Origin of the sequence: Marinobacter sp. UBA2498, from assembly GCF_002341575.1 — a bacterium.
Classification (GTDB): domain Bacteria; phylum Pseudomonadota; class Gammaproteobacteria; order Pseudomonadales; family Oleiphilaceae; genus Marinobacter; species Marinobacter manganoxydans.
This window is the reverse complement of sequence record NZ_DDOI01000055.1, coordinates 13,439-40,140: the sequence shown is the minus strand read 5'-3', so window position 1 is coordinate 40,140 and position 26,702 is coordinate 13,439. Positions and strand designations below refer to the sequence as shown.

Annotated in this window: 28 protein-coding genes; 10 read left to right on the top strand and 18 right to left on the bottom strand. The window is 59.2% G+C overall.

Going from position 1 to position 26,702, the window contains the following annotated elements:
* Both dnaG and rpsU read right to left on the bottom strand, forming a co-directional pair.
* A partial coding sequence (gene dnaG / locus B2W52_RS06695; protein ID WP_286802072.1) for a DNA primase occupies positions 1-1,012 on the bottom strand: 1,012 nt, incomplete at its 3' end.
* 149 nt (positions 1,013-1,161) lie between these two features.
* Positions 1,162-1,377, bottom strand: a complete 216-nt coding sequence (gene rpsU / locus B2W52_RS06690) for a 30S ribosomal protein S21 (RefSeq protein WP_007153483.1) — start codon at positions 1,375-1,377, stop codon at positions 1,162-1,164.
* A gap of 238 nt (positions 1,378-1,615) precedes the next feature.
* Here rpsU and tsaD point away from each other — a divergent pair, with 238 nt between their 5' ends.
* Positions 1,616-2,671: a tRNA (adenosine(37)-N6)-threonylcarbamoyltransferase complex transferase subunit TsaD gene (gene tsaD, locus B2W52_RS06685; RefSeq protein WP_104271583.1), complete on the top strand. Its 1,056-nt coding sequence runs from the start codon at positions 1,616-1,618 to the stop codon at positions 2,669-2,671.
* Positions 2,672-2,674: 3 nt separating this feature from the next.
* Here tsaD and plsY read toward each other — a convergent pair whose 3' ends face one another.
* Positions 2,675-3,265, bottom strand: a complete 591-nt coding sequence (plsY, locus tag B2W52_RS06680) for a glycerol-3-phosphate 1-O-acyltransferase PlsY (RefSeq protein WP_273070082.1) — start codon at positions 3,263-3,265, stop codon at positions 2,675-2,677.
* A 140-nt stretch (positions 3,266-3,405) separates the two neighbouring features.
* Here plsY and folB point away from each other — a divergent pair, with 140 nt between their 5' ends.
* Both folB and folK (B2W52_RS06670) read left to right on the top strand, forming a co-directional pair.
* On the top strand, positions 3,406-3,762 hold the full coding sequence (folB, locus tag B2W52_RS06675; RefSeq protein ID WP_041644908.1) for a dihydroneopterin aldolase: 357 nt from the start codon (positions 3,406-3,408) through the stop codon (positions 3,760-3,762).
* Positions 3,762-4,286 carry a 2-amino-4-hydroxy-6-hydroxymethyldihydropteridine diphosphokinase gene (gene folK / locus B2W52_RS06670; RefSeq protein WP_008169659.1) on the top strand — a complete coding sequence of 175 codons (525 nt, stop codon included), beginning with the start codon at positions 3,762-3,764 and terminating at the stop codon, positions 4,284-4,286. The genes folB and folK (B2W52_RS06670) overlap by 1 nt, the downstream gene beginning before the upstream one ends.
* Here the strand turns inward: folK (B2W52_RS06670) and pgi are convergent.
* The 11 genes from pgi to dksA form a co-directional block, all read right to left on the bottom strand.
* Positions 4,269-5,930 carry a glucose-6-phosphate isomerase gene (pgi, locus tag B2W52_RS06665; protein ID WP_273070085.1) on the bottom strand — a complete coding sequence of 554 codons (1,662 nt, stop codon included), beginning with the start codon at positions 5,928-5,930 and terminating at the stop codon, positions 4,269-4,271. The genes folK (B2W52_RS06670) and pgi overlap by 18 nt on opposite strands.
* A 22-nt stretch (positions 5,931-5,952) precedes the next feature.
* Positions 5,953-6,801 (bottom strand): pantoate--beta-alanine ligase, encoded by an 849-nt coding sequence (gene panC, locus B2W52_RS06660; RefSeq protein ID WP_053114245.1) that lies wholly within the window; start codon positions 6,799-6,801, stop codon positions 5,953-5,955.
* Positions 6,798-7,592, bottom strand: a complete 795-nt coding sequence (gene panB / locus B2W52_RS06655) for a 3-methyl-2-oxobutanoate hydroxymethyltransferase (protein ID WP_008169652.1) — start codon at positions 7,590-7,592, stop codon at positions 6,798-6,800. Before panB ends, panC begins: the two co-directional genes overlap by 4 nt.
* Positions 7,593-7,651: 59 nt before the next feature.
* Positions 7,652-8,149 carry a 2-amino-4-hydroxy-6-hydroxymethyldihydropteridine diphosphokinase gene (gene folK / locus B2W52_RS06650; protein ID WP_286802068.1) on the bottom strand — a complete coding sequence of 166 codons (498 nt, stop codon included), beginning with the start codon at positions 8,147-8,149 and terminating at the stop codon, positions 7,652-7,654.
* A complete protein-coding gene (pcnB, locus tag B2W52_RS06645) occupies positions 8,146-9,474 on the bottom strand; it encodes a polynucleotide adenylyltransferase PcnB (RefSeq protein WP_175497423.1) in 1,329 nt (442 codons plus the stop codon). The genes folK (B2W52_RS06650) and pcnB overlap by 4 nt, the downstream gene beginning before the upstream one ends.
* A gap of 49 nt (positions 9,475-9,523) precedes the next feature.
* The gene (locus B2W52_RS06640; RefSeq protein ID WP_286802066.1) at positions 9,524-9,838 is read right to left on the bottom strand and encodes a hypothetical protein; all 315 of its coding nucleotides are present in this window, start codon (positions 9,836-9,838) and stop codon (positions 9,524-9,526) included.
* Positions 9,839-10,208: 370 nt separating this feature from the next.
* On the bottom strand, positions 10,209-11,612 hold the full coding sequence (locus B2W52_RS06635) for a sigma-54-dependent transcriptional regulator (protein WP_008169641.1): 1,404 nt from the start codon (positions 11,610-11,612) through the stop codon (positions 10,209-10,211).
* 7 nt (positions 11,613-11,619) lie between these two features.
* Positions 11,620-14,583 carry an ATP-binding protein gene (locus tag B2W52_RS06630; RefSeq protein WP_286802063.1) on the bottom strand — a complete coding sequence of 988 codons (2,964 nt, stop codon included), beginning with the start codon at positions 14,581-14,583 and terminating at the stop codon, positions 11,620-11,622.
* On the bottom strand, positions 14,573-14,749 hold the full coding sequence (locus B2W52_RS06625) for a hypothetical protein (protein WP_048497702.1): 177 nt from the start codon (positions 14,747-14,749) through the stop codon (positions 14,573-14,575). The genes B2W52_RS06630 and B2W52_RS06625 overlap by 11 nt, the downstream gene beginning before the upstream one ends.
* Positions 14,750-14,799: 50 nt before the next feature.
* Positions 14,800-15,672 carry a tRNA glutamyl-Q(34) synthetase GluQRS gene (gene gluQRS / locus B2W52_RS06620; protein WP_008173183.1) on the bottom strand — a complete coding sequence of 291 codons (873 nt, stop codon included), beginning with the start codon at positions 15,670-15,672 and terminating at the stop codon, positions 14,800-14,802.
* A 61-nt stretch (positions 15,673-15,733) separates the two neighbouring features.
* Positions 15,734-16,174 carry an RNA polymerase-binding protein DksA gene (dksA, locus tag B2W52_RS06615; RefSeq protein ID WP_008173182.1) on the bottom strand — a complete coding sequence of 147 codons (441 nt, stop codon included), beginning with the start codon at positions 16,172-16,174 and terminating at the stop codon, positions 15,734-15,736.
* 179 nt (positions 16,175-16,353) lie between these two features.
* Here dksA and sfsA point away from each other — a divergent pair, with 179 nt between their 5' ends.
* Positions 16,354-17,085: a DNA/RNA nuclease SfsA gene (sfsA, locus tag B2W52_RS06610; protein ID WP_092033763.1), complete on the top strand. Its 732-nt coding sequence runs from the start codon at positions 16,354-16,356 to the stop codon at positions 17,083-17,085.
* On the opposite strand, the gene B2W52_RS06605 is transcribed toward sfsA, so the two are convergent.
* Genes B2W52_RS06605 through B2W52_RS06595 form a run of 3 tightly spaced genes read right to left on the bottom strand, consistent with a single transcriptional unit; the run spans position 17,069 to position 19,432 of the window.
* Positions 17,069-17,440, bottom strand: coding sequence for a Rieske (2Fe-2S) protein (locus B2W52_RS06605; protein ID WP_286802056.1), 372 nt, complete (start codon positions 17,438-17,440; stop codon positions 17,069-17,071). The two genes, sfsA and B2W52_RS06605, sit on opposite strands and share 17 nt — an antisense overlap.
* Positions 17,437-17,805, bottom strand: coding sequence for a pentapeptide repeat-containing protein (locus tag B2W52_RS06600; protein WP_008173179.1), 369 nt, complete (start codon positions 17,803-17,805; stop codon positions 17,437-17,439). Before B2W52_RS06600 ends, B2W52_RS06605 begins: the two co-directional genes overlap by 4 nt.
* A gap of 40 nt (positions 17,806-17,845) precedes the next feature.
* A complete protein-coding gene (locus tag B2W52_RS06595; protein ID WP_286802053.1) occupies positions 17,846-19,432 on the bottom strand; it encodes a bifunctional aminoglycoside phosphotransferase/ATP-binding protein in 1,587 nt (528 codons plus the stop codon).
* 121 nt (positions 19,433-19,553) lie between these two features.
* Here B2W52_RS06595 and mrcB point away from each other — a divergent pair, with 121 nt between their 5' ends.
* Complete coding sequence (mrcB, locus tag B2W52_RS06590) at positions 19,554-21,884, top strand: penicillin-binding protein 1B (protein ID WP_339623028.1); 2,331 nt, start codon at positions 19,554-19,556, stop codon at positions 21,882-21,884.
* Positions 21,881-22,462: a tetratricopeptide repeat protein gene (locus B2W52_RS06585; RefSeq protein WP_008173175.1), complete on the top strand. Its 582-nt coding sequence runs from the start codon at positions 21,881-21,883 to the stop codon at positions 22,460-22,462. The genes mrcB and B2W52_RS06585 overlap by 4 nt, the downstream gene beginning before the upstream one ends.
* Before the next feature lie 47 nt (positions 22,463-22,509).
* Here B2W52_RS06585 and B2W52_RS06580 read toward each other — a convergent pair whose 3' ends face one another.
* The gene (locus tag B2W52_RS06580; protein WP_092033770.1) at positions 22,510-23,427 is read right to left on the bottom strand and encodes a DUF4382 domain-containing protein; all 918 of its coding nucleotides are present in this window, start codon (positions 23,425-23,427) and stop codon (positions 22,510-22,512) included.
* 224 nt (positions 23,428-23,651) lie between these two features.
* Between B2W52_RS06580 and B2W52_RS06575 the strand changes: the two genes are divergently transcribed.
* From B2W52_RS06575 to B2W52_RS06560, 4 genes are read left to right on the top strand one after another with little or no spacing between them, the layout of a single operon-like run.
* Positions 23,652-24,239 (top strand): RNA polymerase sigma factor, encoded by a 588-nt coding sequence (locus B2W52_RS06575; RefSeq protein ID WP_008173164.1) that lies wholly within the window; start codon positions 23,652-23,654, stop codon positions 24,237-24,239.
* 10 nt (positions 24,240-24,249) lie between these two features.
* Positions 24,250-24,951, top strand: coding sequence for an anti-sigma factor family protein (locus B2W52_RS06570; RefSeq protein WP_286802047.1), 702 nt, complete (start codon positions 24,250-24,252; stop codon positions 24,949-24,951).
* Positions 24,948-25,322, top strand: a complete 375-nt coding sequence (locus tag B2W52_RS06565; RefSeq protein ID WP_273070293.1) for a hypothetical protein — start codon at positions 24,948-24,950, stop codon at positions 25,320-25,322. Before B2W52_RS06570 ends, B2W52_RS06565 begins: the two co-directional genes overlap by 4 nt.
* A 53-nt stretch (positions 25,323-25,375) precedes the next feature.
* Positions 25,376-26,698: a tetratricopeptide repeat protein gene (locus B2W52_RS06560; RefSeq protein ID WP_286802045.1), complete on the top strand. Its 1,323-nt coding sequence runs from the start codon at positions 25,376-25,378 to the stop codon at positions 26,696-26,698.
* Positions 26,699-26,702 lie beyond the last annotated feature (4 nt).

Genomic DNA, 26,702 nt, shown 5'->3' with positions numbered 1-26,702 from the left:
CGCCCTGGGGCAGCATCAGGAACTGGAGGTGAAGGCCATCGGCCATAAGTTCCAGTGCGTTTTCCATGGCCTTGTCCGCGGCCCGGAAGCCCGCCTGGTCGCCGTCAAAGCAGAACACGATGTGTCTGACCTGCTTCAATAACGCTGTGAGACTGTCCTGGTTCGTTGCTGTGCCCAGCGTCGCAACCGCATAGTGAATGCCGTGCTGGGCGAGGGCGATCACATCCATGTAGCCTTCAACCACCAGCAGCTTGTCCAGCTGCCGGATGGCCTGTTTGGCCTCGAAAAGCCCGTAAATCTCGCGGCTCTTGTGAAACACATCCGACTCCGGGGAGTTGATGTATTTCGCCTTGTCGTCGCCCAGGGTGCGGCCGCCGAATGCCACGGTTCTGCCCCGGCTATTGCGAATCGGGAACATCACCCGGTTGCGGAACAGGTCCCTGGGTTTGCCGTACTTGTCGGAAACCGTGCCGGTTTCAATCAGCGGACCCTGCAGGTCCTTGCTGGCAACATCAAACAGCGCCGTGCCGGTGGAGGGCGCATAGCCCACCTGGTACTGCTCGATGATGGCGTTATCCAGACCCCTTTGTTGCAGGTAGTCCCGTGCGTAGGCACCTTGCTGACCTTTGAGCGCTGATTGATAGAAGCGACTGGCAAAGTCCAGTGCATCGGTCAGCGTTCGCGCCTGCTGGATTTCCTGTTTTGCCGCCCGGTCGTAGGGCACTTCGAGACCAACCCGCTTGGCCAGTTCCTCTACCGCCTCGGTAAAACCCAGGCCTTCAAACTCCCTGACAAAGCTGATGGCATCGCCATGGGCGCCGCACCCGAAGCAATGGTAAAAGCCCTTGTCTGGCCGAACGTTGAACGAGGGTGTTTTCTCGTCGTGGAACGGGCAGCAGGCCTTGTAGTTAGCGCCGGCCTTCTTGAGCGTGATGCGTGAACCGATCAGTTCCGCCAGGTCGATACGATCCAGCAGGTTTTCAACAAACTGTTGAGGGATCAGTCCGCTCATGGGGGCTCCACATCAGGCCTTCATCGGAGTTGGCCAATAGCCAAAAATGCCGCCGAAGCCAGGCCTCGGCGGCATTTTTGAGTCGCTCTGTGCAGCCTGCGGCTGTACAGGCAATCAGTGCTTTGCAGTCAAGCGGCGTCAGATAAAACTTAGTACAGACGCTCGAACTTGCGCTGTTCCCGCTGAAGCTTCTTGAGATGACGCTTAACGGCAGCGGCTGCTTTGCGCTTACGAACAGCGGTCGGCTTCTCGTAGTGCTCACGACGACGTACTTCGGAAAGTACACCCGCTTTCTCGCAGGAACGCTTGAAGCGACGCAGTGCTACGTCAAACGGTTCATTCTCTTTCACTTTAACAGCTGGCATTCGAAAATCACCTACCTGATAGATTCGGTTTCAATTTTGTCCGTCTGGCGAGGCCAGACCGGTTCTCGATTCCTGGTCAGATTGGCTAAAACTCGACCAGTGCATATTTTAGGGCGGCAATGATAGCGCCTGCGTTATGGCAAGGTCAATGTTTGTTCGATGAATCTGCCAGTGGGTTTCGGGTTTCTGCTAAAATGCGCGTCGTTTTCATTTCTGCCAACCAATGTGGCCCGAAATTATGCTGATTCTAGGTATCGAAACCTCTTGCGACGAGACTGGTGTAGCGCTTTACGACACGGAAGCGGCCCTTCTGGGGCACGCCCTGTTCAGCCAGATCGACATGCATGCTGATTACGGGGGTGTCGTCCCTGAACTGGCGTCCCGTGACCACGTTCGCAAGCTCCTGCCCCTCTGCGATCAGGTGCTTTCGGATGCCGGTAAAGGCCGTGCCGATATAGAGGGAATTGCCTACACCGCGGGTCCGGGCCTGGTCGGCGCGCTCATGGTTGGGGGCGCGGTTGCCCATTCGCTGGGGTTTGCCCTTGGAGTGCCGGTGCTCGGTGTGCATCACATGGAGGGCCACCTTCTGGCGCCCATGCTGGAGGATAATCCACCCGCGTTTCCCTTCGTTGCACTGCTTGTTTCGGGTGGCCATACCCAGTTGGTAAGGGTTGATGGTATTGGCGAATACGAAATGCTGGGAGAATCAGTAGACGACGCCGCGGGTGAGGCCTTTGACAAGACCGCCAAGATGCTCGGTCTGGACTACCCGGGTGGCCCGCGGGTGGCAGCGCTGGCGGAAAAAGGCACAGAGGGCCGTTATCGGTTCCCGAGGCCGATGACTGACCGTCCCGGCCTGGATTTCAGCTTCAGCGGCCTGAAAACCTTCACGCTCAATACCGTGAATGCTGCTCGTGAGGCGGAGGGGCTGACGGACCAGACCCGCGCGGATATTGCCCTGGCGTTCGAGGCCGCCGTGGTCGATACGCTCACTATCAAATGCCGCCGGGCCCTGGAACAGACAGGCTGCAAGCGGCTGGTCATAGCCGGAGGGGTGAGTGCCAATAAACGGTTACGGGCGGGCCTGGAAAAAATGGCCGACAAACTCAAAGCCCACGTTTTCTACGCCCGGCCGGAATTCTGTACGGATAACGGTGCAATGATCGCCTACGCCGGTGCCCAGCGCATGAAGGCCGGCCAGCAGGACGGCGAGCGGATTGTGGCAGTGCCCCGGTGGCCAATGAACACGCTGCCGCCCATTAACGAACCTCGTTCAACCGGTCTGGTGGACTGATCGTTAAAGTCCGGCTTCCCGTCCCTGGGCGAGCCGGATGAGGTTGTTGCGGTGGCGAACCACGATCAGAAGTGCGAGCAGGCCGAACAGTGGCAGGGTTTCCGGTTCAAGGAAGGCGCTGATCAGCGGGCCGCAGACAATGGCTATCAGTGAGGCGAGGGCGGATATTCGCCAGCGCCAGATCACCAGCATCCAGGTAGCGGCCATCAGCAGCGTTGTGACCGACGCCAGCGCAAGACCGGCCCCGAGCGCCGTCGCGACCCCTTTTCCACCCTTGAATCGATAGAAGATCGGGATCATGTGGCCGGTGACGGCGAACAGGGCAACGACAGCCTGAACCATTACGGAAAGACCGGCGGCATGGGCCAGCCAAACGGGTAACCAGCCTTTTGCCGCATCCAGCGCAAGCGTGAGTAACGCTGGCGGCCACCCGCCGGTTCGGTAGACATTCGTGGCGCCGGGATTGCCTGAACCCTGCGCCCGTGGGTCCGGGAGTTTCCAGAGTTGGCAGACCGGCAGGGCAAACAGCACGGAACCTGCCAGGTAAGCGGCGGCGCAGAGTAAAACCGTTAAAACCGGGTCACTGGGAAACATGCTGTGGGCTCGGAAGCAAAGACGTATACAACCAATATGTGCGAAAATGCCCGCCCTGAAAACGCGGGCCATGCTCTTCACAGTATCCCCTGGTTGTGCGTTATTCAATCACCAAAGAGTGGAAGAACTCCGGAGTACCCTTGGCAGACACTGTATTGATCGAAGGCCTCGTTGTGGAAACTGTGGTCGGCGTTTATGACTGGGAGCGGGAAGTCACCCAGGACCTGGTGATCGATCTGGAAATGGCCTGGGATAACCGGGTGCCGGGTCGAACAGACGATGTCGCCGATGCCCTGGATTATGCGGCCGTCAGTGCTCGGGTGGAGACCTGTCTGCAGGCACTCAGGCCGCAACTGCTTGAGCACGGCGCTGAGGTGCTCGCCAAAGCCTTGCAGGATGAATTTGGCATCACGTGGCTTCGGTTGGCGATACGCAAGCCGGGGGCCGTACCTACGGCACAGGCGGTGGGTGTGCAAATCGAGAGGGGAGTCCGGTGATGGCAGCGGCCGTTCGGGTTTACATCAGTATTGGCAGCAATGTCGACAGGGAACGCTACGTCAGGGCAGCGCTCGATGCGCTCTCGGCATGGTTTGGCGAGCTGATTATCTCCCCGGTCTACGACAGCGAAGCGGTCGGGTTTGATGGCTCGCCCTTCCTGAACCTCGTAGTGGGCGTGGATACGTCCCTGTCGGTTGCCGAGCTTTCGAAGCGTTTCAAACAGTTGGAGGCGGACAACGGCCGGCGTCGGGATGTGCCTAAATTCAGTGCGCGAACGCTGGACCTCGATATTCTCACCTATGGCAGTGCCGTCGGGCGCATCGATGGCGTTGAACTGCCAAGGGGTGAAATCCTGAAAAACGCTTTCGTGCTTCGGCCACTGGCCGACATAGCGCCTGAAGCAGAGCACCCGGTGTGCGGCAAAACCTATGGCCAGCTATGGCGGGAGTACGACACTGGCCAGAAGCTCTGGCCGGTGGGCTTCAGCTGGCAGGGTCGGCAGATTTCACACGCTGCCGGTTGAGCGGAACAGCTCGATGAGGTGATCGGTCGAGCTGTCGCTGGCCTGGGTGCCATCTTCCTCGCCCAATAGCCGCGGCAGGATGCCTTTACCCAGTTGCTTGCCGAGTTCCACACCCCATTGGTCAAACGAATCCACGTCCCAGATAACCCCCTGCACAAAGGTGCGGTGCTCGTAGAGCGCGATCAACGCGCCCACAGTCTCGGGTGTCACCTTCTCCATGGTCAGCGTGTTACTTGGCTTGTTGCCTGGGATCACCTTGTGTGGCGCAAGCTGTTCAATCTCGCTTTCATCCCGTCCTTCGGCTTTCAGCTCGGCCCTGGCTTCTTCCAGTGATTTTCCGGCCATCATGGCCCTGGACTGGCTGAGGCAGTTGGCAAACAGGTCGGCGTGATGGGTGGCCACCGGATTGTGGGTTTTCAGAGGTATGATGAAGTCCGCCGGAATCAGGCGGGTGCCCTGGTGGATCAGTTGGTGATAGGCGTGCTGGCCATTGGCACCGACGCCGCCCCAGATGACCGGGCCGGACTGCCAGGCGAGTGGGGCGCCCGCTTGCGTAACGCTCTTGCCGTTGCTTTCCATATCCAGCTGCTGGAGGTGGTCTGGCAGGCTGCGCAGGTAGTGATCGTAGGGCAGGATCGCATGGGTCTCGGCACCCCAGAAATTGTTGTACCAGATGCCCAGCATGGCCATCACCACCGGCAGATTCTTTGCCAGCGGCGCTTCACGAAAGTGCTGGTCCATGGCATGGGCGCCGGCCAGCAGGGCCCGGAAGTTGGCCATGCCAACGCTAAAGGCAATGGGCAGGCCGATGGCTGACCACAGTGAATAACGGCCGCCGACCCAGTCCCACATCGGGAAGACGTTCTCCGGATCGATGCCGAAGTCCTGCGCCGCCGGCACATTGGCCGTCACGGCCATGAAATGCTGCGAAACCGCCTGTTCATCCCCGCAATGATCAAGAAACCACTGTTTCGCGACTTTGCTGTTCTCGAGGGTTTCCTGGGTGCGGAATGACTTGGACTGGATCAGGAACAGAGTGGTTTCCGGATTGACCTGGCGCAGTGCCTCGCAAATCTCGGTGCCGTCAATGTTGGCCACGTAATGGCAGCGAACGCCGGCCTGGGCGTAGGGTTGAAGCGCTTCGCCCACCAGCTTCGGGCCCAGATAGGAGCCGCCGATACCGATGCTTACCACATCGGTGAAAGGCTTGCCGGTGTACCCGGTGCGGTGTTGGCCCAACACCTCCTCCACCAGGGTTTCCATGCGTTGCAGAGTGCGCTGCACCTCTGCGACCACGTCTTCGCCGTCAACGGTGATGGCGTCGGTTCCCGGGTTGCGCAATGCCGTGTGCAGGGCAGGGCGATCTTCGGTAACGTTGACTCTCTTTCCGCTGAGCAAGGCCTCCCGCCGTGCTTCCAGGTTGCAGCTGCGGGCCAGCGCCAGAAGCGTGTCGAGCACGTCGTCAGTGATCCGATTCTTGGAAAAATCCAGTGACAGCCCTGCGCCTTCAATGAAATAACGCTTTGCCCGCCCGGGATCCTGGTTGAACAGGTCCTTCATGAGAACGCCGTCCAGGCGTTGCCGTTGCTCCTTCAGTGTCTGCCATTCGGGTTTCGAGGTCAGTACTTCAGGATGTGCGGGCATCAGAGGTTCCTTTTCTGTTGGCTTATCGGGTCAGGGACAGGTTATCGATCAAGCGGGTGGTGCCCAGGAAAGCTGCCGTCAGGATGGTAATCTCCCGATCTTCAGCCGTGGCCGGTTTGAGTGTCTGACTGTTGACGATATTGAAGTAGTCCGGCCTGAGCCCTGCGTCCCCGAGACTCTGCTCAGCTTCGCTTTCCAGGGCCTGGAAGTCTGTACGACCATCGGTGATCTTGGCCGCCGTGGCCTGCAGAGTCTGGTAGACCGCTGGCGCAATCTGCCGTTCCTCGGGCGTCAGGTAACCATTGCGCGAGCTTTTCGCCAGGCCGTCGTCCTCTCTCACCGTGGGGCCGCCCACCACATCCACAGGGATCATCAGATCCCGGACCATTTTCCGGATCACGGCCAGTTGCTGAAAATCCTTCTCGCCGAATACAGCGAAGTCCGGCTGCACCATATTGAACAGCATGGTGACCACCGTGGCTACGCCCTCAAAGTGACCCGGGCGACTGGCGCCACAGTGGCCGTCGCTGACATCCGGCACGACCACCTGGGTCTGACTTGCCAGCCCTTCCGGATAGATTTCCTCGGCGGAAGGCGCGAATACCAGTGTGTTACCGGCCGAGGCGAGCTTGTCCTGGTCTTCAGCCAGGGTTCTCGGGTAGGTCTCGAGATCTTCGCCGGCTCCGAACTGCATCGGGTTCACGAAGATGCTGGTAACCACCACATCCGCCATCTCCGCTGCTTTGCGCACGAGGGAGATATGGCCCTCGTGCAGGTTGCCCATGGTGGGTACCAGGCCGATGGTTTTGCCCTGCTGCCGGTAGCCGCGGAGGATGGTTCTCAATTCTTTCAAAGAATGTACAGTTCTCATGCCTTGAACGTATGCTCCTCAGCGGGGAATGAGCGCTCGCCTACGGCTTTCACGTAGGCCTGGAGGGCTTCCTGTACCGAATCTGTTTCAGCCAGGAAGTTCTTGACGAATCGTGGCTTACGGCCAGTGGTAATGCCCAGCATATCGTGCAATACCAGAATCTGTCCGTCGGTGTCTGGCCCGGCACCTATCCCGATGACCGGTGCTTTGACGGCTTGGGAGATGCGTGCCGCCAGCGGCGCGGGAACGCACTCCAGCAGGATGGCATCGGCGCCGGCGGCTTCCAGTTCGCAGGCGTGCTCAATCATCATCTCCGCCGCTTTCTCGTCACGGCCCTGGACCTTGTAGCCGCCAAATTTATTGACGAATTGCGGCGTGAGGCCCAGATGTGCGCACACGGGCACGGCGCGCTCGGTCAGAGCAGTAATGGTTTCTTTCATCCAGTCCGTGCCCTCGAGTTTTACCATGTGCGCGCCCGCGCGCATCAGTTCCGCTGCGTTCTCCAGGGCAGACTCGACCGTGCCGTAGCTCATGAAGGGCATGTCGGCCATGATCAGGGACCCACGGTTTCCTTTGGCCACGCAGCTGACGTGATACACCATCTGGTCCATGGTCACCGGCAGGGTGCTGTCATGCCCCTGAAGCACCATCCCGAGGGAGTCGCCGATAAGGATTACGTGAACGCCCGCTTCACTGACCACCTGGGAAAAGGTGGCGTCATAGGAGGTAAGGGCAGCGAAGGCTTCGCCCTTCTGCTTGAACTCACGCAGGGTATTGATGGTAACAGCCATAGAATCCTTGCCTTTTGGGTGGATGGGCCTGGGCGTGCCGGGGTGTCGGCATTGAAGTGTTAAGGGTAATCCGCCGGTGGAAGCTTGCGCAAGCCGTTGTCGGGGCATTGGCGACGCAGTTTGGCAATCGGTGTGCCGTCGGGCAGAGTCAGGCCGGCCTTCAGGTCCAGCAGAGGCTGGAGCGCAAAGTCCCGGTTCCGCAGTTCCCGATGAGGTACGGTGAGGCGCTCGTCATCCAACATCTGATCGCCGAAGATCAGTATGTCCAGATCAAGCGTTCGGGGTCCCCAGTGGCGAAGTCTCTCCCGGCCATGCTGTTGTTCGACGTTCTGCAGTTCGTCAAGCAGTTGGTGTGGTAGTAGGGAGGTTCTAAGCCATACCGCGCCGTTGACGAAGTCAGGCTGGTCCTGGGGACCGACCGGGCGGCTGGCATAAAAAGGGGATTGGGCTACCAGAGCGGTTTCCGGCAGGGTGGCCAGGGCGGAAACTGCCCTGGCCAGTTGAGCAGCCGGATCTTTCAGGTTGCTGCCAAGACCAATAAAAACATCTGTCATCATTGTTGTGCGGGGCGCTTGACCGTTTTACGGCGACGGCGCTTTTTGGGCGCATCGTTGCTCAGTTTTGACAGCATCCGTTCCTGGCCACGTTCGTCCTCCTGCTGGAACTCGGTCCACCACTGACCAAGCCCTGGCTCAATCTCGCCAGACGCCTCACGAACCAGCAGGAAATCGTAGGCTGCACGGAACCGGGGGTGGGTCATGGTGGCAAAGGCCCGCTTACCCTGTCGGCGGGGCAGGCGCATCTGGAGCTCCCAGATCTCTTTCATGGGCCCGGAGAAGCGCTTGGGAATGGAGGTTGCCTGTACCTGGCGGCCAATCACTTTTCCGATAGCTCCATGCAGTGCCGGCTGCACGGGATCACCGTTGTCCTGCCGGCGATGCCATTCCGCCTGAAGTGCCGGCCAGAGCATGGCCGCAAACAGAAAGTAAGGCGTGACCGATTTGCCCTGGGCAATCCGGGCGTCCGTGTTTCTGAGGGCCTGGCGTATCAGTTCATCGGGTTCGCCGTTCTCGATGGCGCGGGCCGTTTCCGGAAACAGCGGTTCGAGAAGATTGTATCGGTTAAGCAAGTCGTAGGTGGCCTCACCATGGCCGGCCGAAAACAGTTTGAGTACTTCCTCAAACAGACGAGCCGGCGGGATGTGGGTCAACAGTGGCGCCAGTTCCCCAATGGGGGCCTCAGTCTCGGGCTCAATGTCGAAGTCGAGCTTGGCGGCAAAACGGATGGCGCGGAGCATGCGTACCGGGTCCTCGCGGTAGCGGGTTTCCGGGTCGCCGATCAGTCGCAGCTGCCGGTTGCGCAAATCCTCAATGCCGTTGGCGAAATCTATAACGGTGAAGTCGCGAATGCAGTAGTAAAGCGCGTTGACGGTGAAGTCGCGACGCAGGGCGTCCTCTTCCTGGTTGCCGTAGACGTTGTCCCGCAGGAGCAGTCCATGTTCGCTGGTTCTGCGGTCGTCCTCATCCGCCTCGGCATCGGCTTCCGTGGCGTTGCCCCGGAAGGTGGTCACCTCGATGACTTCACGGCCAAACACCACGTGGACAATCCGGAAACGCCGTCCGATCAACCGGGAGTTGCGGAACAGGTCGTGAACTTCCTCCGGCGTGGCATTGGTTGCGATGTCAAAATCCTTGGGTTTTCCGCCCAGCAGGATATCCCTGACGCCGCCACCCACAAGGTAGGCCTCGTAGCCTGATTTGTTCAGGCGATGCAGAACTTTCTTGGCAGGGTCGCTGATAACCGAGCGGGAGACGTTGTGCTGGTCCCTCGGGATTTCCCGTCGCTGGTAGGTGCGGGCTTTCTTTTTTCCGTTGCCGGGCATTATGGAACGGAGTTTCTCGACCGATTGCTCGACGAGAGTAAAAATTGATTTAGGCATTGAAATCCGTGGTTGCGATGAGCAAAAACCGAGAGTTTAACGGTTTGAGCAGGATTTGCACACGTTTGCCGTGGATTACCGTTCCGGGACCCAGAAAACCAAAAGGCGGATCCGTTTTCACGAATCCGCCCTCAAAGCGTTGACGATCTGCATTGTTTTTGTTTTTGTTTTTGCCGGGATTTTTCTTGATTTTTGTACCCCACTGCATATCCCCAATGTAGGGGCATCTCAGCAGTGCAAACGGAAAGCTTTGAATACACAGAGCGGTCAGAGACATCGGGCGGGTCTGCAGTAGCTGCAGCGTCACCTGGAAGGTGATTCTTCTCTACATCTACAACTCGCACGTGCCATGGGACCACTAAAAAGCAAAGTACCCAAAACACTCAGTTCGCTCACGTTCTGTTGTTGTTTTTGTTACCGAACGCATCCTGCAGCTTTTTGTTCTTGTTGTTGGCGCTGCTTTGTCACTCTTGTTTTTGTTGTTGTGCGCCAAATAGGTTGCAGTCCATGTGCCAGTTTTTGAATTTCTTTTATTAACAGGGCCTTACGATTTTGTAGGCCATAAGTGTTACCCCGTATTCAACCTAAGTGTTACTGAGGTCACGTTACTTTCGTGAGGAGTGTTACCGACAGGAACATGAGGTAACAACTGAGCCCGGGTTCATACTATGCCGGACTCAGTTGCCAGAGGATTTTTTCCGGGGTATGCCGAGACGCTGGCGACGTTCCCAGAGCGATTTTCGGCTGATGCCCAGTTTCTGGGCCAATTCTGTCTCGCTCATGCGGTCCTGGTTCTCGAGAACAAAATGCTGGAAGTAATCTTCGAGGGAGAGATCGTTGGACGCGTCCACCTCCCGGGTATGTGTCTGCTCGTTGTTGCCGTCCACGAGAGTCTCGGGGATGTATTCGTCGCTGCCTTCGCTGTCCAGGTCCAGCAATGAGGGCGTGATCACGTCGCCGTCACACAGGATGGTTGCGCGCTCAATGGCGTTCTCCAGTTCCCGTACGTTTCCCGGCCAGCGATGGCGTTCGAGGGCGCGCATCGCCTCGGGGCTTAGATTGAGATCGGGCTTGCCCATTCTCTCGCCCTGGCGTTTCAGGAAGCGGCGGGCCAGTCCCAGAATATCGCTCTGGCGCTCACGCAGCGGCGGGATACGGATCTGCATGACGTTCAACCGGTAGTAGAGGTCTTCCCGGAATTCCCCGGTACGCGTCATGGCCTTGAGGTTTCGGTGGGTGGCGGCAATCATCCGCACGTTGACGGTACGGCTCTGGGTGGAGCCGACTTTCCGGATCTCGCTCTCTTGCAGAACCCGTAGCAGGCGTGCCTGGGCTTCGGCCGGCAGTTCGCCGATTTCGTCCAGAAACAGGCTGCCGCCATCGGCGGCCTCGATCAGGCCGGTCCTGGCCGATACCGCGCCGGTGAAAGCGCCCTTTTCATGGCCGAACAGTTCCGATTCAATCAGGCTTTCGGGGATGGCCGCGCAGTTGACCGAAATCAGCGGCTTGGCAGCGCGCGGGCTGAGCAGGTGCAGGGCGCGGGCCGCCAACTCCTTGCCGGTTCCTGATTCGCCCTGGATCAGGACAGTGGTTTCTGTCGGTGCTACTTTACGGATCAGCGTGAACACCCGCTGCATTGGCTCACACTGGCCGAACATGATGTTGGCAGGATCGCTGCTTTCCGGCGTTTCCAGGGCTGGTGCCGAGTCGTCACCCGAGTTCCGGCCGGCGGGTTTCCGGGCCAGAATGTTTTCGACCGCGGCCAGCATTTCATCGTGATCAAACGGTTTGGCGATGTACTCAACGGCGCCCATTTTCATGGAGTCCACCGCTGATCTCAGGCTGGCATAGCTGGTCATGATCAGCACCGGCGTGTTGGGTGCGCGATTGATCAGTTCGGTGCCCGCAGCGCCTGGCAGACGCAGGTCGGAAATGATCAGATCGAACTGATCGGGTTCGTGGTTCTGTTCGGCTTCCTCAACGGAGGCCGCATCGGCGACCTCATAGCCGGCATGCAACAACAGTTTGCGCACTGCCGAGCGAATAATGTCTTCGTCTTCCACGATCAGAATGCGAGGCATAACAGTCTCAAGACCTTTGGTTCTGGCTGATGGCAATAGTGCTGGTTTCCGGTTCGTAGGCTGGCAATCTCAGCCTCACGCAGGTTCCGCGGCCGGTGTCGGCATTAGCCGGGCTTTCCACCTGAACGTTGCCATAGTGCTCTTCAATAATGCTGTACACCAGCGACAGGCCAAGACCGGTTCCCTTGTTGGGGGCCTTGGTGGTGTAAAACGGCTCGAAGATATGATCGAGTTGATCCCCGGGAATACCGGAGCCCTCATCAACCACCTCGATGATAGCGGAGTAGCCATCGCCCTTTCCACTGACCCGGATGGTACCGCCTTCCGGTGAGGCATCGCGGGCGTTCGCCAGCAGGTTGACGAATACCTGGACCAGACGCTGCTCATCTCCCAGAACCTGCAAAGAGGGCGGGCAGTCGTTGACATAGTGAATCCCCAGGCCCTTGTCGCTGAGCGACAGCAGGTTGATCGATTCTTCCACACAGCGATGAATCGCTACCGGCTCGTACCGGTTGGCCTGGGCATGATTGCCGGTGCGGGCAAAGTTCATCAGCGACTGCAAAATGGTAGAGATGCGCCGGGTCTGCTGCTGGATCTGGTCAGCGGTGTCCAGGATGTCCGGGTTGTCGGTTTCCAGTTTCAGGTTCTGGGCCAGGGATGAGATACCGGTGACCGGGTTCCCGATCTCGTGGGCGACACCGGCGGCGAGCCTTCCCACCGATGCCAGCCGTTCGCTGTGCATCAGTTCGTCCTCAAGTAGCCGCGTTTCGGTCTGGTCCTCGACCAGGATAATGCTGCCACCTTCGGTGTGGTCCGGTCCGCTCAGGGCTGCTTTGTGGAGGTTCAGCCAGTGGGGTTTGCCACGCAGGTCCAGGCGATGCTTGTAGCGATGGAGGTCCGGGCCACGGTTGAAGTCATCAAGCAGCAGGTGCCAGTGCTCGGGCAGTGCCATCAGCCTGGCACCGACCACGTCATCGGCGGTGATGCCGGTGAGCGCCTCCATGGCGTGGTTCCACATCAGGATTTCACCGTCCTCGCCCACGGAGCAGGCAGGAATCGGCAGGTTCTGAAGGGTCTGGCGGTAATGCCGGCGCAGGTTGTCCAGCTCGCCGGCCAGGCCGGTCAATCGGTTCTGGTAGTCGCCGAGGGCGCGTTCTACATAGCGGATGTCCTGGGCAGTGCCGCCCTGGGCCATGGGCTTGAAGCCGAGATGGCGCTTGACCATGTCCCTGGCTACGGAGGGGCCGAGCAGGCCAGACAGGTTTATTTCCACCTGGTCGCGCAGTCGCCTGAGCTGGTAAGGCCGATACTCCACATTGGGCAGTTTCAGCTGGCCCAGTGCCCGCTCCACTTCTCGCCGCGCCACACCGTAGCCCAGCGGCTCCGCTAACTGTCTCACAAAGTCACTGGAGGACGTGGCCAGCAATTCACGGCGTTGCGGACGGGACAGTGCGCCCAGTGAGCAGGCCTGGGCTGCGCTGTTCTCCTCACTGGTGCTGGTGCTGAGGATGGAAATCAGCGCAAACACGGTAATGTTGGCAGTCAGGCTTACGAACGTGAAGATATGCCAGTTGCTGTAGTCCGGTATCAGTGGCGCATCCAGCCAGGCCAGCAGATTGGCCGTGTGCGAGAATGGCAGCACGAGCGTCACCACCCAGATGGCCAGCCCGACAACAAGGCCGGCGATCAGGCCGCGGCGATTGCCCTCGGGCCAGTAAATCACGCCCAGGGCGCCGGGCAGCAGTTGCAAAGTGCCGGAGAGGGAAATGGCGCCGAGAATGGACAGGTCGAGGTTTTTGCCGACAACTTCATGAAACAGCAGCGCCAGGAAAATGATCACGGCGATGAGCAGGCGCTTGATCCACTGCAGCCACCGGTAGATATCGCCCTGGTCTTTCGGGGTTTTCAGGGGCAACACCACGTGGTTCAGCGCCATGCCCGCCAGTGCCAGGGTGCTGACGATCATCAGGCCGCTGGCTGCTGACAGGCCGGCAATGTACATCAGCAGTGTCAGTGCCGGGCTTTCCATGGCCTGGGCTGCCCCGATGGCAAAGAATCCGGGCCCTGTGGTCACCGCCAGCTCCTGGCCTCCCCAGAGAATCAGGGGCACCGGCAGGCCGAGCAGCAACAGGTAGAGTGGCAGGCCCCAGCTGGCTTTTGCCAGGGCCTTGGGCGAGGGGTTTTCGCTGAAGGTCATGTGGTACATGTGTGGCAGTACCAGAGCAGCGGCAAAGGACATCAGCATTAGTGCCCGCCAACTGCCGTCGTCAATACTCAGGGTCATGGTTGTGGCCGGCGACGTCCGGTTGTCCAGCCAGCTTTCCAGTCCGCTCATGCCGTCAAAGACCCCGAAGAGAATGACGCCCCCGAGCACCAGCAATGCCACAAGTTTCACCAGCGAATCAAAAGCAATGGCCAGCACCAGCCCCTGATGGTTTTCCGAGTTCTGGTCGCGCCTTGCCCCGAATAGCATGGCGAAAAGCACCACGATCAAGCTGAACATCACGCTGATTACCGCAGGCGATGTGTCCGGCGCAAGAATGCTGGCAGAGGTGGCGACGGCCTGTATCTGCATGCTCAGCAGAGCCAGAATGGCGCCTCCGGAGCACAGGGTGACCAGGGTTCCCGCCCATTGGCTGCGGTACCGGTAGGCGAACAGGTCGGCCAGGGAGGTTAGCTGGTAGGCGCGGCCAATCCTCATGACCGGGTTCAGAAGTACCGGTGCCAGTAGAAAGGCGCCGCTGATACCCAGGTAGTAGGCGAGGAAGCCGTAGCCGGATTCGGCGGCCATGCCAACGGCGCCGTAGACTGCCCAGATGCCGGCGTACACGCCCAGGCTGAGCACGTAAACCAGAGGGTGGCGAACCCAGCGTCTGGGTACCATGCCCCGCTCGGTAAACCAGGCAATGCCGAACAGCAGAATCAGATACAACAGGCTGGCGAGCAGCAGCCCGGAGGCACTAAAACTCATTGGGGTCCCGCCGCCATTCCAGCCAGAAACCGATGGCAATCAGCCCGGCCCAGATGATGTAGGGGCTGTACCAGACGTTTCCCGGCGAGGTCCACCAGTCAAGGATGTTGGGAGAAAAGATATAGATGGCCAGTACCAACAGGAAGACCAGACGGTAGATATACATCAGGCATGCTATCCGCGCTGAGGTGTGAGAAGGGCTTTATACCATGTCCCTCACCGGGATGTCAGGTGGATGGCGCCCCGTCGCCAGTTACTCCGGCCCCACTCCAGCAGCGAATCCAGCGAACCGCTGGCAAGGTTGGCAGGCGGGTTCTGACCAAGAGCAACGAGCGCCATGAACAGGTTGTCGACAGGCTTGTCATCATCAAGAGCTGGCGCATGGGTCTGCTTGCTCAGCTTCTGACCCTGCGCGTTGAGTATGACCGGGATGTGAAGCCAGCGTGGAGGAAGAGCACCCAGGGCACGATAAATCTGTTGCTGCTGCGCCGTCATGTCGAGGAGATCCGAACCACGCACCACGTCCGTGATGCCCTGATCAATGTCATCGACCACCACCGCCATTTGATAGGCGTAGAACCCCTCCTTGCGGAGGATGACCGGATCGTCAAGCTCTGCTTGCACCGTCTGGTGCTGGGGTCCCAGCAGCTGGTCCTGCCAGTGGCAGTCTTCGTCTTCGAGGGCAAAGCGGATTGCGAATGGTCGGTCACCGTCAATTTCTGTGCGAGTGCGGCACTGGTTCGGGTGGCGCCCCTCATTGGCCTGCAATTCCTTGCGCGAGCACTGGCAGCGATACGCGTAGCCGCTTTCAAGCAGCCGGTTAACGGCGTGCTGATAGGCGTCGTGACGTCTGGATTGAAAGCGTACCGGCTCGTCGGGAAACAGCCCGTGGGCGTCAAGGCTGGCAATGATCTGGCCGGTCGCCTCCGGCGGCTCTCTCAGAGGATCCAGGTCTTCAATGCGGATAAACCACTGGCCGCCCTGGCTGCGGGCTTCCAGAAAGCTGGCAAGTGCGGTAACGAGGGAGCCAAAGTGCAGCGGGCCTGTCGGAGAGGGCGCAAACCGGCCCCGGTAGTGAGGGTTGTTCATGGCGGTCAGTCAGCCGGCGGGGCTGGGAAGAGCCCCAACCGGCAGCTGTTGCGTAGTAGGCTCAGATGCCGGTCTGGCGTTCGCGAATCTCGGCCAGTGTCTTGCAGTCGATGCACAGGGTGGCTGTTGGTCGAGCTTCCAGACGGCGGATACCGATTTCCACGCCACACTGATCGCAGAAGCCATAGTCGTCTTTGTCGATGCGGTCGATGGTCTGGTCAATCTTCTTGATCAGCTTCCGCTCGCGGTCGCGGGTACGCAGCTCCAGGCTGAATTCTTCCTCCTGGGTTGCGCGATCGCTGGGATCCGCGTAATTTGCGGCGTCTTCCTGCATGTGGTGCATGGTGCGGTCGACTTCTTCCATCAGCTCCTGCTTCCATTGCAGCAGCAGATCTTTGAAGTGCTGGAGCATTTCCGCACTCATGTACTCTTCACCCTTCTTCATTTCATAGGGGGTGAAGTTGGTAAAACGTTCGCGTGGTTGTTCTGCAGTAGTTGCCATTGAACCCGGCCTCTTGTTTGTACTTCACAAGAACGGTTTGCTTCCCTCCGCGTGAGCCCCCGTGGCTGCGCGGTTGTACCCTGGATGAAGCATTCGTCCTGAAACGGGAATTTGCGGAAAATAGCAGATTAGTCACGGGGGTGCCAGCCTTGTGACATCGACTTTTGTACGGAGATCACATGAAGTTTCCAGAACCGCTGGTTGAAGGCCGGCTTATCCGCCGCTACAAACGCTTTCTGGCAGACGTGCGTCTGCCGGATGGTTCAGAAATTACGGCCCATTGTCCGAACACCGGCTCCATGCTGGGCTGTCAGCCGGAGGACGCGCGAGTCTGGCTTAGCCATAGCGATAACCCCAAGCGCAAACTCCAGTACACCTGGGAGTTGGTGGAAACCTCGCCCGGGCAACTGGCCTGCGTGAACACCGCCCGGCCGAACAGCCAGGCCCGGGAGGCCGTGCTGACGGGTACCGTGGTTGAGTTGGCCGGTTACCCGGAGTGCCGCGCCGAGGTGAAATATGGCGCCGAGAAAAGCCGGATTGACCTGTTGCTGTCTGGCCACGACACCGCCGCCGATGCCTGGGTGGAGGTCAAGAATGTCACGCTGGCGGAGGATGGTCAGGGTTTCTTCCCGGATGCGGTGACCGAGCGCGGCCAGAAACACCTCCGGGAACTGATGGCCCAGGTCCGGCAGGGTGATCGCGCGGTGCTGTTATTCGTGGTCAATCACACCGGCATTCAAACCGTCCGCCCGGCCGACCACATTGATCGCAAATACGGTGAGCTGCTTCGGGAGGCCTGCGATGCGGGTGTGGAAGTGATCGCCTATCGTGCCGATCTGAGCGAGAGCGACGGCACGCCAACAGGTGTGTTGACCCTGACCGAATCGGTGCCGGTTATTCTGGAAGTCTGATTTCGATCTGACCGTCCCGCTCACGCAGGTCCAGCTGGGTGAGCGCATCGCCCTGGCAGGGCCCGGCAATGCATTCGCCGTCTGAGGGCTTGAACAGGGCGCCGTGGGTCGAGCACTGGATGAACAGGTTGTCGGAATCCATGAATCGCCCCGGCATCCAGTTCAGTTCAACGCCCAGGTGCGGGCAAATATTCAGATAGGCACGGGGCGTGCTGCCATCGAGGAACAGGAAGCCGGTTAACGGCATGCCTTCCGGCTCCCGGGCCTTCTCCCGGAGCCGGAATTCGACAAACTGGCCCGATGTCAGCTCGGATGCCGGACAGACGGGCTGCCAGGAATTCGGGTTACTGCTCATTTCGGCAATATGGCGTAGCGCATGCGGGTCCCGTGGTTCAGGGACATGACGATTTCATCAGCTTCCAGGCGGTGCGGGAAATAGCAGCCGGAAATCTTGGCGCTGGCGATGCTTGAGCCTTCCATCCTGGATTTCGAGAAGTCCACACCTCGCAGGTCGGCACCGCGAAAGTAGGCGTGGCGGAAATCCAGTCCCTTGGCATCCATCCCCCTCAGATCCAGACCCCGGAAATCGCCATGGGCGAAACTGGGCAACTCTGTGAGCTTTGCCTTTTCGGCATTGAACGCCTGCATGTCCTCGCTACGAAGAATATCGTAGAGCGGGTGGCTGATCTGATGTACTTCGTGTTCGCTTTTATCGTCCATATCGAACCTCGCGCTCGCCAGTGGGAGCCAGTTGTTGTTCTTAGTCGGCCTTGCCGCCGGGGATACCCAGATGTTGGCGGATCCGGTCGGCCACCGCCTCTGCCACATGCTCCTGGTCAGTGTGAAGGTGGATGGTGTGGCTCTTCTCCTCCGCGGTTAACGGTTCAAACCAGGTTTGCTGGGCGTCCAGCAATTCCTCGGTTGCCTCGGAGGCATCGCCCTTGCGATTGCGGATCCACTCCCGGCGCAGGTCTTCCGGTGCCTCGCAATGGATCAGAGTAAAGGGCACACCCTGGGCCTCGGCTACGGATGCCAACAAGGACCGTTCCTTCTGTTTCAGGCTGGCGGCGTCCACAATCACCGGGAACCCGGCTGCCAGAACGTGGCCGGCGAGCTCGGCCAGCCGCTGATAGGTTTTCTCTGTTGCTTCCTCCGTGTACAGGTTGCCACCGGTCGGTGAGCGGGAACTCTCCAGTGGCGCCAACCCGTGCAGGCGCTTGCGCTCGACATCGGAACGCAGGCGGATCAGCCCCAGCTCGGTTGCCATGGCGGCGCTGACGCAGGTCTTGCCGCTGGCGGACAGGCCGGTTGTAGCCAACAGGTAGTGGTTGGGGATGGTGCCGTAATCCTCTGCCAGTTGGGCATAGTCGCGATAACGTTGCATCAGATCGGCTTTCTCGGCGTCCGTGATTCCCGGGTTGCCCATGGTGAACAGTGCGATCTTGGCGCGGACCATGGCGCGGTACGCCTTGTAGAGTGGCAGCAACGGCAGAGCCTCGAAGTCGTCCCGGTATTCCAGGTAAGTATTCAGCACCTGGTTGGCGAGGGCACTTTCCCCGCGGGACTCCAGATCCATCAGCAGGAACGCGAGATCGTTGATGACATCAATCCAGCGGAACGGCTCGCTGAATTCGATGCAGTCGAAAACGGTGACCTCACCCTCGAAGCGGGTGATATTCGCCAGATGGAGGTCGCCGTGGCATTCCCGCACCATGCCGCTGTCGCGACGACGGGCAATCAGCTCCCGGTGGCGCTCGAAGGTGGATTCGGTCCAGGCCTGGAGGTTGTCCAGCTGCATGAGCAGATCCGAATCGTCAATCATCGGCCGGATCTGGTCGAAATTTTCCTGCATGGCGGCGAATACGGCTTCCGGAGTGCCAAGCGGCTTGTCGTCCGGCACAGGCGGTAGCTGCTCATGGAAGGCCGCGACCTGACGGGCCAGGTCCGTGAGTGGTTCGGGCGTCAGCTTTCCCTGTTCCTGCAGGCGATCGAAGAGATGCTCCTGGCCGAACTGACGCATCTTGATGGCGTATTCGAAGGCTTCTCCCTCCCCACCGAGGATGGGGTTGTCGGGCGTGCCGGTGATGGGTACCACCTCCAGATACAGTTTGTTGGCCAGTCGCCGATTGAGCCTGAGCTCCTCCTCGCAGAAATGCTTTCGGCGATCGAGGGTGGAGAAGTTCAGGAAGCCGAAATCCATGGGCTTCTTGATCTTGTAGGCGTAGTCACCGGTCAGGATCACCTGTGAGATGTGAGTTTCGATAACCTGGAAACCATCGACAGGATGGTCGTACAGGTCTGGATTCTGCATGGCCAGAATCAGATTGCCTGGGGATGTCTCACTCACCGTGCTCTCCTCGCGTTCCCTGAACCTATTGATTTTTCTTGCTCTATCATAACGGGCAGATTACAGAAATAACACACGGATGGCCTGCCTTCCTCACCGCTCCCTTCGTTATAATCGCGGCATGAAAAAATCCAAAGCATCTTCCAGCCCCAGGCGAAAGCCCTCCAGACGTTCCTCCAACAACGGTCGCCGGCCGTGGTTCTGGCGTTTTATGTTCCGGTTATGTGCCATCGGTCTCGTTTTGCTGGCTGGCTGGATGGTTTACCTCGATGCCGTGGTGACCTCCCGTTTCGAGGGCCGGCGTTTCGAGGTTCCGTCCCGGGTTTACGCGCGCCCTCTGGAGCTTTTCGATGGCGCCAGCGTCAGTGCCGGTGCCCTGGAGAGGGAACTGAGCCTCTCCGGTTTCCGTAAGGGTGACGGCAGGAAATCCGGCAGTTACCAGCGCACGGGCAATCGCTTTGTGATCAGTACCCGGGGCTTTTCTTTCCCGGACGGCGATGAACCCAGGCGCAGGATCTCACTGATGATATCTGGCGATCGGGTTCAGGGCTTTTCGGTGATTGAAGGCGATAATGCCCCGATTGTGCGGCTTGAGCCGGCGCAGACTGGCGGCATCTACCCGGCGCACAAGGAGGACCGGGTGCTGGTTCAGCTGGATGAAGTGCCGGCCCTGTTGCCCACCACTCTGATGGCGGTGGAGGATCGTAATTTCTACGACCATTTCGGCATCGCGCCACTTTCTATTGGCCGGGCCATGCTTGCCAACATCCAGGCCGGGCGGATCGTTCAGGGTGGCAGCACGCTGACCCAACAATTGGTGAAAAACTTCTTCCTGACTCGAGAGCAGACGCTGGTGAGAAAGGCGAACGAAGCCCTGATGTCGGTGCTCCTGGAGTTGCACTATGAGAAAGACGATATCCTCGAAACCTATCTGAACGAGGTCTACCTCGGACAAGCCGGTACGCGCAGCATTCATGGTTTCGGTCTTGCCAGCCAGTTCTATTTTGGCGAATCCCTCAAGGATCTGGATGTTCACCAGATCGCGTTGCTGGTGGGCATGGTCGAAGGCCCCAGTTACTACAATCCGCGCCGCCACCCGGAGCGCGCAACCGAGCGGCGGAATCTGGTGATTTCTGAAATGGAACAGGCCGGGCTCATTGAGCCGGGGCGCGCGTCCAGGGCTCGTGGATTGCCGCTGGGCGTCAGTGAGCGCCCGTCGTATTCGGAAAATCGGTACCCGGCCTATATCGATCTGGTCCGGCGACACCTTGCCCGCGATTACAAGGAAGAGGATCTGCGCAGTGAAGGTTTGCGGATTTTCACGACCCTGAACCCGGCGATCCAGTACGCGGCAGAGTATGCGGTAACCGATACCCTCCCGAGGCTGGGCGGCGGGCAGAATGCCGAGGCGCTGGAAGCGACTCTGGTGGTAACGGCGAAGGATTCCGGGGAAGTGCTGGCACTTGTGGGTGGCCGCGATCCGCAATTTGCCGGGTTCAACCGGGCACTGGATGCAAACCGTCCCATCGGGTCGTTGATCAAGCCGTTTATCTATCTGTCGGCGTTGCAGGAGCCGGAGAGGTATACCCTGACCACACCGGTGCTGGATAAGAGCTTTACCCTGGAATTCGACGATGGCAAACGCTGGCAGCCCAAGAACTACGATGGCGAGGAGCGGGGCGAAGTACCCCTGCACAAGGCCCTGTCCCACTCTTACAACCTGCCTGCCGTGCGTGTCGGGCTGGATATCGGAGTGGATCGGGTGCAGGAGACGCTGACAGCGTTCGGAGTCGATACCCCGATTTCCCGTTACCCGTCGATGCTTCTGGGCTCGGTTTCCATGAGCCCGGTGACCGTGGCGCAGATCTATCAGGGGCTGGCGACATCCGGCTTCAATACGCCGCTGCGCACGATCCGTGAAGTCACGGACGCCGGCGGTGAGGCGCTATCCCGTTACAGTCTTGAAGTTGAGCAAGTGGCCGATCCCGCCGCCGTGCATCTGGTGCAATACGCCATGCAGGAAACCATGCAGGAGGGGACAGGACGCTCTGCCTATTACACCGTGCCTGAAGAGCTCAGTCTTGCCGGCAAGACCGGCACCACCGATGATGGTCGGGACTCCTGGTTTGCCGGGTTCAGCGGTGACCTGCTTGCGGTGGCCTGGGTTGGGCGGGATGATAACGGGCCAACTTCACTGACCGGGGCCAGTGGCGCTCTGCCGGTGTGGTCGAGGTTTATGGCGCAGGTTCCCCAGCACGGCTTCTCGCCGGTGGTACCCGACGGAGTCAGTTATCACTGGGTGAATTCGGAGCGGCAGGCACTCACAGACGAATACTGCGACAATGCCCGTCTGCTGCCCTACATTGCTGGCAGTGAACCCACGCAGACAATTTCATGCTCCGGAACTCTGGAACGTCGAATCCGGGGTTGGTTTGAAGGACTGTTTCAATGATTGACCGACTTTCGTTAAGGACTGCCCTGATCGCCACGCTGCTGTCCGTGGCTGGTTGTGCTTCCGGGCCAGGAGGCGGAATCTACGTGCCGATCGGCAGTGAGCCGGCCAAGGCGCCGGAACCACCCAGAACCAGTACTGATAGCGAAGAAAGCGAAGCCCCCGTGTGGCGCAAGAGCGAACAGCCAGAGGTGGCTCCGGAAACCCGGGAACCGGCCCGGTCCAGCTCCCCTAGCTATCGGGAAACCGGGGATGGGCTCTCACCGGCGGCGCTCAGCCTGGTACGTGAGGCCGATCAGCTGTTGGCCCAAGGTAACATCTCTGGCGCTATCGCACGCCTCGAGCGCGCACAGCGGATCGCCCCCCGATCTGCGGAGGTGTATTTCAAGTTGTCCGAGGCCTATGTGGCGGGTAATAAGTTGGGCTCAGCGGAGCAGTTCACCCTGAAGGGGTTGTCCCTGGCGGGAAGTGATATTCGGCTGCAGAGAGCCGGCTGGCTGTTGCTGGCGGATATTCGCCGGGCTCGAGGTAATGTGGCGGGTGCGGATCAGGCGGAGGAAAGGGCCGCAGCGCTATAAATATGTTGTAAACAAAAAAGAGGGGCTTATGCCCCTCTTTTTTGTGGTCATTCCGGAGCTGAGGCTTCGAAATCGACTGTGGAGGTCTCGCCGCTAACTACCTCAACCTGGCTGTCGCCGGTGATGAAGCTGAGTTCATCATCGGAGGGTTCACCTTCTGCAGTTTCGATCTCATCATTATCGCAGGTGTATGAGACCGTGTAATTGCCCTCGGGTATAAATGCTGCAGTGAAAGCGAACTGATCGCCATCGTAATTTACCGGAACGGCAACAAGAGGCTCTTGATCACTACCGATATCATCTGGTTCAACATCGAAGCCTTCATGAATATACACGCTGCCGTTATACGTTTCCGGTGAGCTGACGCTCGCATCACTGCAAAGATTGCTGATGACTTCGGTAGCAACTGTTCCCGCAATGGTACCTACCTCCGAATTGTCGACCAGCCGAATAACCGGTTTTAATCGGTAAACGTCAGGATCGTTCTGAGGATTTACGATCGATTTTCTCACATCAAAGTCGATGGTCAGATTAATTTCGCCGCCTGCAGGCACAATGAATCCGCTGGTTTGAACGCCTCGGGCTGAAGGAGTTGTCAGATCGAATACGCCACCATCGATAACAATCGTGTTGCCATCGCCTAGTTCCAAGCGCATCCAGGAATAATCGCCGGCAGTAACCTCTTCATCTGCCAAGAGGGACATCACGGTTCCGCCGGTCAATGTAAGTAGGTTTACTGGTTCCGCCATGTCGAAATCAAAACGTTTCCGGTCACCATTGGTGTGTTGCAGTACCAATGCCTCGACTTCTATGTTGACTTCTTGGGCGTTATCTACAGGCGCGTCGGTTAATCCTACGTTAACCGTGCCGGTAGAAGCAGTGCTGCTTCCGTCACCGCTGCCGCCACAGGCGGCAATACCTGCAGCCAGGGCCGAAATGGTGAAAATGCGGATCGAACGTTTCATATAAACCTCCAAGGTTTATTTGCTGGACTCATAGCGAAGCAACATCGCTACCTGACTCCACCCTCACGCTGCGGTAGAGGGCAGAGTTCCGGAAATTTTGTTAACGTTCCCTAATGTCCGGGCAACCGTTGAATCGTCAGATCGGGAACGCGGCCAATGCATCGGCCCGGCGACTTGAGATAGACTGCGCCGCTGGCATGAACCCACGCAGGTAAACAACGGCTTTGGCAATTTTTCCTTTCAAGCCCTCGAAGTCCCGGCGTTTTGACGCCCTGGTGCGGCCCCATCTGGATGCGATGTACCGGTTTGCTTACCGTCTGGCGGGTCAGCAACAGGATGCTGAGGATCTGGTTCAGGATGTCGTGGTCAAGCTATTCCCAAAGCTTGATGAGCTGGAAAGCGTTGACCAGCTAAGGCCCTGGCTGAATCGGGTGCTCTACAGGCAGTTTATTGATCAGGTGCGGCGTAAGAACCGACAGAGTGACCGCCCGTTGACGGAGCTGGTCGGCAGTGAAAGCCAGGCCGATTGGCTGGACAGCCTTGAATCCGACAGTGTTGGCCCGGATCTGCAACTGGAGCAGTCGCGCCTTGGACCGGCGTTGGATCGGGTCATGATGACTCTGACGCCCGATCAGCGAACTCTCTTGTTGCTTCATGATGTGGACGGCTGGCGCCAGGAAGACATCGCGGAGGTGCTGGACATCCCGTTGGGAACCGTGAAATCGCGATTGCACAGGTGTCGGGCCGCCCTGCGAAAGAAATTGCAGCGGGAGCTGGAACCAACCGAGCCGGCCGGACGTGTGGGGGAGTGAGGTGAAGACAATGTCCTGCAATGAAATCCGGGTGGATCTACCCGCCTACATCAACAATGAGCTTTCCGCCCCCGCCCGTGACCGGGTGCAGGAGCACGTTGCTGCCTGCACGTCGTGCAGAGGGTGGCTTGCCTCGGAGCGGTCTCTGAACCGGGCGTTGCAGGAGCAATTCAGAGTCCCTGGGCCTTCTCCTGATTTTCACAGCCGTGTTTTGTCCTCTGTCCGAGGCGAAGCCAAACCGGAGTCCGGATGGAGTCACGGGGCACTGGGTGGCGCCATTGCGGCGGCTCTTGCCCTGGGTATCGGCCTGGGCTTTCTGTTCCAGCCCGATGATGTGACTGACAGCGCCCAGCCTGTTGTCGCGTCCTCGGCGTCCTCGGAGAGTGCCGCTGAAGAGTCGGCAAACTGGATTGCCGAACCTGTTGAGAAAACCGTGCGCCTTGCCTTCCGTTCGGGCGAGGCTCTGGAAAACGTTACGCTTACCCTTGAGCTGCCACCCAATGTGGAACTGGCTTCCTGGCCAGGGCATCGGGAGCTTAGCTGGCAGGTGAGCCTGAATGCCGGGGAGAACGTCCTGTCGCTGCCCCTGAAGCTCCTCTTTCCCGGTGCCGGTGAGTTGGTGGCCCGACTGGACACCGGAGATCGCCAGAAAACCTTTCGGGCCCCGATTCCCGAATATCCACAACGCCCGGTCGAGGATCCCGAATCATGACAGGTTGCAGGTTCTTATTGAGTGCCAGGCTGGTCGGATTGCTGATGTTGGGGTTTTGGGTCCCTGCAACAACACTGGCTAATGATGATCTGGATGTTACCATGCGCATGGTGACTGACGACGCAGAACTCACCGATTCGGTCGTGCGGGAAATCGAGTTGCCCCGCGCTATCGAAAAACCCGGGAATCCGGGTGAGTCTGGCTCTCGAGGGCTGGATACGGCGAGTGAAGCCCGAGAAAGGGGGCGCGAGTTTGGTGAGTCCATGTCCGAAAAAGCCAGGCAATCCCGGGAGCTGATCAAGGGTAAGCCTGAGTTACCGGAGCGGCCGGAACGCCCAGAGCTGCCGGATGCACCAGGGCTGGATCGCTGAAACCGGATACATAACCGGACCTGCCCCGCGTGGATTAATCCGGAGAAACCTGTTTGCTGGTATTTTGGCGCGCCCTGTCCCTGATCCTGTTGTTAATGCCCACGATGATTCTTCAGGCGGCTGAAACGGAAGCCGGCATGGAGGATTTCCGTTCCGGCGTTGAAGCCTTTGAAGCAGGAGACCTGAACGCCGCGAAACAGCGCTTCCAGAGGGCCGTTGATGCTGGCCTGAGATCTCCCTCGCTTTTCTATAACCTCGGTGTTGTCTGCTACCAGCTGGGCGATTATGGCGCCGCTGAATCTGCCTTCCGTTCCTTGCTCGACGGCTCCAATGGCGCCCTGGCGCGTTATAACCTCGGTCTGGTCGCGCTTGCCACGGAGGAGTCTGCCGAAGCCCGTCGCTGGTTCGAGCAGGCCTCGGCCGAGAGCGCTCCGGATAAAATCCGGACACTGGCCCGGGCGCAACTGAATAAACTGGATGGTGGATCGCCCCGGTTGGCCCGCCAGCCCTCTATTCGCGGCTATCTGGGTATCTCTGGCGGTTATGATTCCAATATTGCCGGCCTGCCCGAGGATACGGCGTCGAGTGAAGGTGGGGTGTTCCTCGAAGCGCTGGCTGCCGGAACCTACGAGCGGCCAGTCGGTACCCGCTCACGGCTTGCCCTCGATGCTGCCGCCTATTCCCGGGAACATCCGTCCGATGACGAATACGACACTCAGGTGTTGCAGGGACGACTGGCCTGGTCTGAGACTCTCGCTGCAGGTGAACGCGGCGCTCTGGTGTCGTTGGTGAAGTCCTGGTTTGGCAGCGAATCCCTTGAAACCCGATACGGCATCGAGGGGTTTTATCGTTGGCGTCAGTGTTCGCTACCCGTAGCCCCGGATCAGTGCGGAATCGCCCTGGCGGCGGCTACCGTGAATGGTGGTTCAGGCTTCGAGGCCTATGACGGACAGTGGTATCGGGCACGCGTTCATGCGCGGAAGTACCTGGGACCCTGGCGATTGGACGGCGACTACTCACTGGAAATCAATGACCGGCGGGATCTGCAAACAACCAGTGAGTTTATCAGTGTCTCACCTACCCACCACACACTGGAGTTTGCCGGTCGCTACCGGTGGCGGCCAGATATCGTATTCGGAACAACGGGCTCTGTTCGCCACAGTCGATACCGGGACGCCCATCAGTTGGTGTCCGGGGAAGGCGAGAGCGGTCGCAGAACAGATAACCGTCTGGAGATCGGATTGCTGGCGGAGAAGTCTCTGGACAGCCTTTGGCTGGTCCGGGGGGAGTGGCTGGTTCGGGATAACAGAAGCAGTCTGTCGCAGTATGACTATCAGCGCCAGACGCTGATGTTCACCCTGGAAGGGGCCTTCTAGCTCT